We start from the raw sequence: 5,998 nt of genomic DNA on the forward strand, positions 1-5,998 counted from the left end.
TCTAAACTGAGCAGATGCATCACGGCCATGGCCACATCTGCGTGTGAGGTTTCTTTGGTGCGGGCTGCCGTAAAGGTTACCTGCCCGCTGTTTTTGGTAATGGTGCGTTTGATCATTAAGAAGGCATGAACAACATCATCCCACTGACCGTCAAACAGTAAGCGTCCGGCGTTAATGACTTCCCGTGCTTTATAAACCATATGGGTTTTGGTATTGATGCTGTAAGTGATCAGCATCACCTGCGGAAAAAACACCTCGACGAGTTCCGATACCGGCCCGCCGATACCGGAGACATCCATGGCGATTTCCACTACGTTATATTTGTCGGTGAGCGCTTCTATCTGATCCGCCTGGTCCTGGTAAGACAGTCCCTGCAGGCGTAGTTTTTCAATTAAACGGAAGGCGCCGCCTTTACGTTTCGGCGGCAGTGCCGCTACCACAGCTGCTTCATCACCTTGGCCGGATGGGTCGTAACCAATCCAGATCGGGGCATTACCGACCGGTTGCGCCGCATCCATATCCACATCTTTCCAGTCGCTGGCATCCACCTTACAGGCCATCAGCTTTTTAAGGTCGAACACAGAGTGTGAATCATCCAGGAACACGCAGCGCAGCAGATTATCGAAGATTTCTTTATCCGGATATTTACGGTGCAGTTTTTTCATATTGAAAAAGTTTGCACCGCCTTCAATGGCGTCATCCACGGTGATCATCTGCCGGTAGATGCCGTCCGGCCCGAGTGACCCGTCTTTCAGCGCTTTATGGCTGATATCAATCTTGTCTTTTTTACTGCCGGCCCATTTCGGATAGGCTTCATGGGCAATCGATGAGGGAGTGGAAAGATAAGTGGTGCGCCACTTATCATGCATCGACATGCCGCCGGCTAAATCATCCAGGGTTTTGAATTTCGGGATCCAGAAGACTTCATCAATATACAGATGACCGTGGAAGCCCTGCGCGGTGCGCGAGTTGGTGGATAAGAAGTAAAATATCGCGCCGTTGCTCAGCTGAATTTCATCTTTGCCTTTTAACTCTACTTCACCAATCTGCAGGGCGAACATACGGATATAGTTTTTAAATATCTCCGACTGCTTTTTAGAGGCCGATAAAAACACCTGGTTATCCCCGGTTAAAATCGCATCTTCAAAGGCTTCATAGGCAAACAGGTAAGTTAAACCAATCTGTCGGGACTTAAGATAAAAGCGCATCCAGTTAAGTTTTGGATCTGCTTTGGTTTTAAGAATGTCGGTCTGGTATTTGAAAAAGGTTTTATCACGAAAGTTATCTAACAGATCCTGGGTAATACCGGAAATATCATTCTTCACTTTATTAGCACGGCGCCCTCGGTTTGAACCGTCTTTAGCACTACCGCTGCTGAACTTGCGTTTCGGATCCCCCATATGAAACTTCAGCAGCACTTCCAGCTCACGCAGCTGCTTATCGGTTTTTTCATCCACCCAGGTTAAATAAGCAATACGCTGCCGTGTTACTAAATCCGGCGGCGAGTCATCACGCAGGGCTTTCCAGCCGAATTTAGCAATCCAGCTCTGAACCGAGCGTTCGCTGACGTCGAGTTCCTCGGCAATTTCGCGGGTTTTACGCTGACGTAAAAAAAGCCCTAATGCTGTGGTCTGCATTGGGGTATAGAGAATATTGTCATTTGTGGTGAGTTCATTAGTCATTTTTAAAGTATGCAGTTTCAATTATCACACTTCATAAAAGCCCGTTTTATATGGGCTGGGTAAAAGCAGGCTTGATATAAACAGCTGAAAAAACTGCATAGGATAGAAGTCAGAAAAGATAAACCACAAGGTACTGACTGATGTTTCAAACTAAATATATTTGTATTTTAACTGCGGGTCATACTGTTGACGGCCGTGAAGTGACCCAGGAAACCGTCGACCAGTGTGCAGAAACCTATAGCCCGGACACCTACAACGCCCGGATTAATATTAATCACCGCTCATACGGCTCCAAGGTCGGCAGCGTATTAGCCGTAAAAGCGGAAGGGCCTAAGTTACTGGCGCAGTTAAAACCTAATGATCTGTTTTTACACCTGATTCAGCAGGGCCAGTATTTACATACCTCCTGTGAAATTCAGATGGACTTTGCCAAGACCGGCAAAGCCTATTTAACCGGACTAGCCCTGACCGATGAGCCGGCCAGTTTAGGCACCGATGAACTGCACCTCTCCGCGAAGCATCCAGGCACAGAACTGCTCTCTAGTAATGAAATGATAACTCCGGAGAAACCTTCTCTTTTAAACAAACTATTCGCCAATAAGGACGATGACATGACCGATAAAGCCACGCTTGAGATGTTCTCTCAGATAAATGAGACAAACGCCAAAACCGCCTCTGCATTAACAGCGCTTACCGGCAGTATTGGAACGTTAACGGAAAAGCTCAGTGTTAAGCCAAATCAAGAAACCGAAGCGCCGCAAGGCGGCAATGCAGATACTGAGGCCGTTGCCGAGCTAACTGAAAAATTAAGCGCCTTAACCAGCACGGTTGAAAGTCAGCAGACTGAAATCGGCAGCTTAACTGAAAAATTGTCGAAGCAGACCGATGAGCCGGAGCGTGACCAGGCGACCGGCGGTAACGGCCTCGACCAGGACGACGTTTTATAAGCGCCGCTTCACCTTAAATTTAAATTTGTAGAGAGATAATAAATGGATAATTTTACGCGTAAAAAAATTAGTGCCTTAGAGCTGGCGGTTGCTGAGCAGTACGATACCGCTAATGTGGCGCAAACGTTTAGCATTACGCCCAATAAAGCACAAAAAATCATTGCCCAGGCTCGTTTAGAAAACAGCTTTTTAAACCGCATTAATGTTGTGCTGGTGAAAAATCAGCAGGGTGAAGCGATTCGTATTGATGCAACAGGCATGATTGCCGGCACAACCGATACAGAAAGCAAAGACCGTGCACCGAAAGACCCGCATTCTAAAGGCGGGACGACCTATCACTGTCAGCAGGTGAACTTTGATACCTTGATTAAATACGTGACCCTGGATGCCTGGGCGCACGATCCGAAATTCAAAACCTTAGTGGCGGTTCAGACCCGTAAACAGATTTCAACCAACCAGATTCAAATCGGCTTTTACGGTGAACGCCGTGCCGCCACATCGGATCCGGCTGCTAATCCAAAAGGCCAGGATGTGGCTAAGGGCTGGCTTAAAAAGCTGGAAGAGCAGAACGCGGAAAACTTCTTAACGGAAGGTAAAAATGCCGGTGAAATCCGTATCGGTGAGCAGGGTGATTACGTCAACCTGGATGCTGCCGTGAATGATGTAAAGCAGATGATTGATCCGGAATTTGAAGACGACGGCGACCTGGTTGCCATTATCGGCTCTGAACTGCTTGCGGATGATAAAGCCAAATTCTACGACCTGCACGGTAATACCCCGTCTGAAAAAGCGCGCATTGAAGATAAGCAGATTATCGGTACCTACGGCGGTTTATCCGCTTACAAAGTGCCTCACTTTCCAAGCCGCGGGATCATTGTGACCTCCTTTAAAAACCTGTCTATCTATATCCAGAAAGACAGTATCCGCCGCCGTATGGAAGACAATGCCAAGCGTGACCGCTATGAAACCTACCAGTCGCAGAATATGGATTACGTGATTGAAGAGTTAGGCAAGATTGCAGCGGTTCAGTTTGCTAACGTCAAGCTGACCGATGATAAAGGCACAAGCTGGTCGTAACAGTTCACCCTCCAAATTGATGACGGCGCATTGGCGCGGATTAAATTGGAAATAAAGGTTCACCCCCCATAGGCGGCGCTGGTTTATTGCTAATGATGAGTTTATGACTCGACTTATTGCAATAAAACAAAGCGCTTAGCCTATCTCATTTAAGGATTAAACATGGCTCAGCTGATCTCGAACAAATCAGAGGCGTATCAAAGCGAACTGCCGGCGAGCGCATTTTATCCGGCGCTTAAACTCTCGGAGTTTCAGGCGTTGTTTCATTTTTTAGAAGATGAAACAGAGGCTGCCATTGTGCATAACGCCACCATTGAGCGCATCACCGTTCACCGCCAGTTAACCGGCTTAACTGCAAAATACGAAAGTATGGAAGTTCTGTCCATGGCGCTGTTTGAAGACGAAAGCACGGCTGAGTCGCTTTATAAGCAGGCGGTATTTTGTAAAACCGCTTCGGCACTTATCGGTAACCGCCTGGCAACGGATGCCACTAAAGAAGCTGCCGACCGGCAGGAAGCGCTCGAATCACGCGTTGATAACCTGCTGAGTAATTACCGTAACGCCATTGACCAGTTACTGCTGACCAACAGCGGTTACACCTTTGAGATGATCTGATGGAATACCTGCAGAGTCTTAGTGACTACCTGATTAAGCATATTACCAGCAAAGCGGATTTAGAAGCCTGGGCGCAGGATGGTGAACTGCTGTTCAGCCCAAGCGTAGCAGAGGAAGGCTACGAGCTCAGATATATGTGTAGTTTTGAGCTGTCTGACGTGGAAGTTAAACCGGCGCGCCTGTTTATGTTGATTGCTAACTGGGTACAGCAGTACAACCCGGACCGGGATACACAGGGCTTAGATGCACCGCTGTTTTTTGTTGAGCCTCTGGCCAATAACCGTTACGACCTGGGCGTAAAAATGGAGTTTATCGAGCAGATGAAGTTTGTCGAAGATGTCAACGGCGAATGGTTAGTGGAGGGCAAAAAGAAAACCCTGCAGAGTGATTTTCAGGAGCCCTTTGATGCAGATAATGCTGAGCAGCTGATTATCTTTGACGGCCATAGCCAAGACAACGGCCTGCACAACTGATGGAAATCAAAACGCCTGAGCAGTTAACCGCGCTGTTAAAAAGCCTCGAGCTCGATGATAAGGCGAAGTTTGAAATTAACCGACAGCTTGCCAACCACACGCGTCGTTTCTTTCGAACCCAAGTAAGAGCACAGCGGGATGTTGATGGTAAAAGCTATGCACCACGCAAGCGCAGAAAGGTCAGTATCGATAACCAGGGTAAGGCAAAAACTAAAAGAAATATGCTCATGGGCATGAGCCGCAACCTGAAAACAGAGGTCAGTGCAGATGCATTCAGTGTCGGCCTGGTCGGCTTAGAGGGACACATCGCGAAGATACACAATGAAGGGAAGTCCGTGGTCTACACGCGCAGAATAAATGGTTTCTTTAACAGCAAAACAAACAGCTGGGAAGGCGGCCGCAAACAAAAAGCAGCTTATCAAATGCCTAAAAGAACCATGGTTGGTTGGACGCCGGAATTACAGCGACAGATTGCACAAATTATTTTAAGTGAAATGAAACCCAAGTAGGGGAAGTTATGCAGACATTCAAAATCAAACCCAACGTAAAAGGGAAAATAGTACGTGATCCGATTACCTACGAAGCGCTTAAGCCGGCAGGAGAAGTAAAACCCAGGAACAGCTATTGGCTACGCAGAATCAGTGACGGCGATGTGGTTGAACTATCCACTGACAAACACAAGAAGGAAGAGTAAATGAGCAGTATCAGCTTTAATGAAGTCCCGGCTAATATTCGTGTCCCGGGCGTTTTTATCGAAATAGATAACAGCCTAGCTAACAGCGGTGAAGATATTCAGCGCGTGTTGATTGTCGGGACTAAAAGTGGTGGAGATACCGATAATGATGTTGTTGTTTCCACGGTTACTCCGGACGCGGCCGCTAAACGGTTCGGGGCAGGCAGTCAGATTCATACTATGGTGACTGCCTTCTATGAGCAGAATATCGCCTTGCCGATGTACAGCGTGGCGGTTGCCGGTAATGACCTGGGCAGTGCCTTGGCGGCAACGGGTGATGACCAGTACCACCATATTGTCTGTGCGCTTAATGATGAAACTAATGTACGTGTATTAGCTGATTTTTTACAGGCGCGTTACCACGCACTGCAGCAGATTCCCGGGCTGGCTTATATCGCTAAAAAAGCAGTGCACAGCGCGCTGGTTACTTACGGTGAACTGTTTAACAGTCCGTTTATCAGTGTAATGCCG

Annotated in this window: 8 protein-coding genes; 7 read left to right on the forward strand and 1 reads right to left on the reverse strand. The window is 47.5% G+C overall.

Going from position 1 to position 5,998, the window contains the following annotated elements:
* A partial coding sequence (locus G337_RS0118415) for a terminase large subunit domain-containing protein (protein ID WP_211235823.1) occupies positions 1-1,703 on the reverse strand: 1,703 nt, incomplete at its 3' end.
* A gap of 119 nt (positions 1,704-1,822) precedes the next feature.
* Between G337_RS0118415 and G337_RS0118420 the strand changes: the two genes are divergently transcribed.
* The 7 genes from G337_RS0118420 to G337_RS0118450 form a co-directional block, all read left to right on the forward strand.
* Positions 1,823-2,629, forward strand: coding sequence for a GPO family capsid scaffolding protein (locus tag G337_RS0118420; protein ID WP_028865185.1), 807 nt, complete (start codon positions 1,823-1,825; stop codon positions 2,627-2,629).
* Between the two features lie 42 nt (positions 2,630-2,671).
* Entirely contained in the window at positions 2,672-3,706 is a 1,035-nt protein-coding gene (locus G337_RS0118425; protein ID WP_028865186.1) for a phage major capsid protein, P2 family, read from the forward strand.
* Between the two features lie 162 nt (positions 3,707-3,868).
* Complete coding sequence (locus G337_RS0118430) at positions 3,869-4,321, forward strand: head completion/stabilization protein (protein ID WP_028865187.1); 453 nt, start codon at positions 3,869-3,871, stop codon at positions 4,319-4,321.
* Positions 4,321-4,794 (forward strand): phage tail protein, encoded by a 474-nt coding sequence (locus G337_RS0118435; RefSeq protein ID WP_028865188.1) that lies wholly within the window; start codon positions 4,321-4,323, stop codon positions 4,792-4,794. Before G337_RS0118430 ends, G337_RS0118435 begins: the two co-directional genes overlap by 1 nt.
* Positions 4,794-5,303 (forward strand): phage virion morphogenesis family protein, encoded by a 510-nt coding sequence (locus tag G337_RS0118440; protein ID WP_028865189.1) that lies wholly within the window; start codon positions 4,794-4,796, stop codon positions 5,301-5,303. Before G337_RS0118435 ends, G337_RS0118440 begins: the two co-directional genes overlap by 1 nt.
* An 8-nt stretch (positions 5,304-5,311) precedes the next feature.
* Positions 5,312-5,488, forward strand: coding sequence for a DUF2635 domain-containing protein (locus G337_RS28330; RefSeq protein WP_084605491.1), 177 nt, complete (start codon positions 5,312-5,314; stop codon positions 5,486-5,488).
* Positions 5,489-5,998: hypothetical protein (locus G337_RS0118450; RefSeq protein WP_028865190.1), on the forward strand; the 510-nt coding region annotated here is incomplete at its 3' end.

The sequence above is a fragment of the Psychromonas aquimarina ATCC BAA-1526 genome, from assembly GCF_000428725.1.
GTDB classification, from domain to species: Bacteria; Pseudomonadota; Gammaproteobacteria; order Enterobacterales; family Psychromonadaceae; genus Psychromonas; species Psychromonas aquimarina.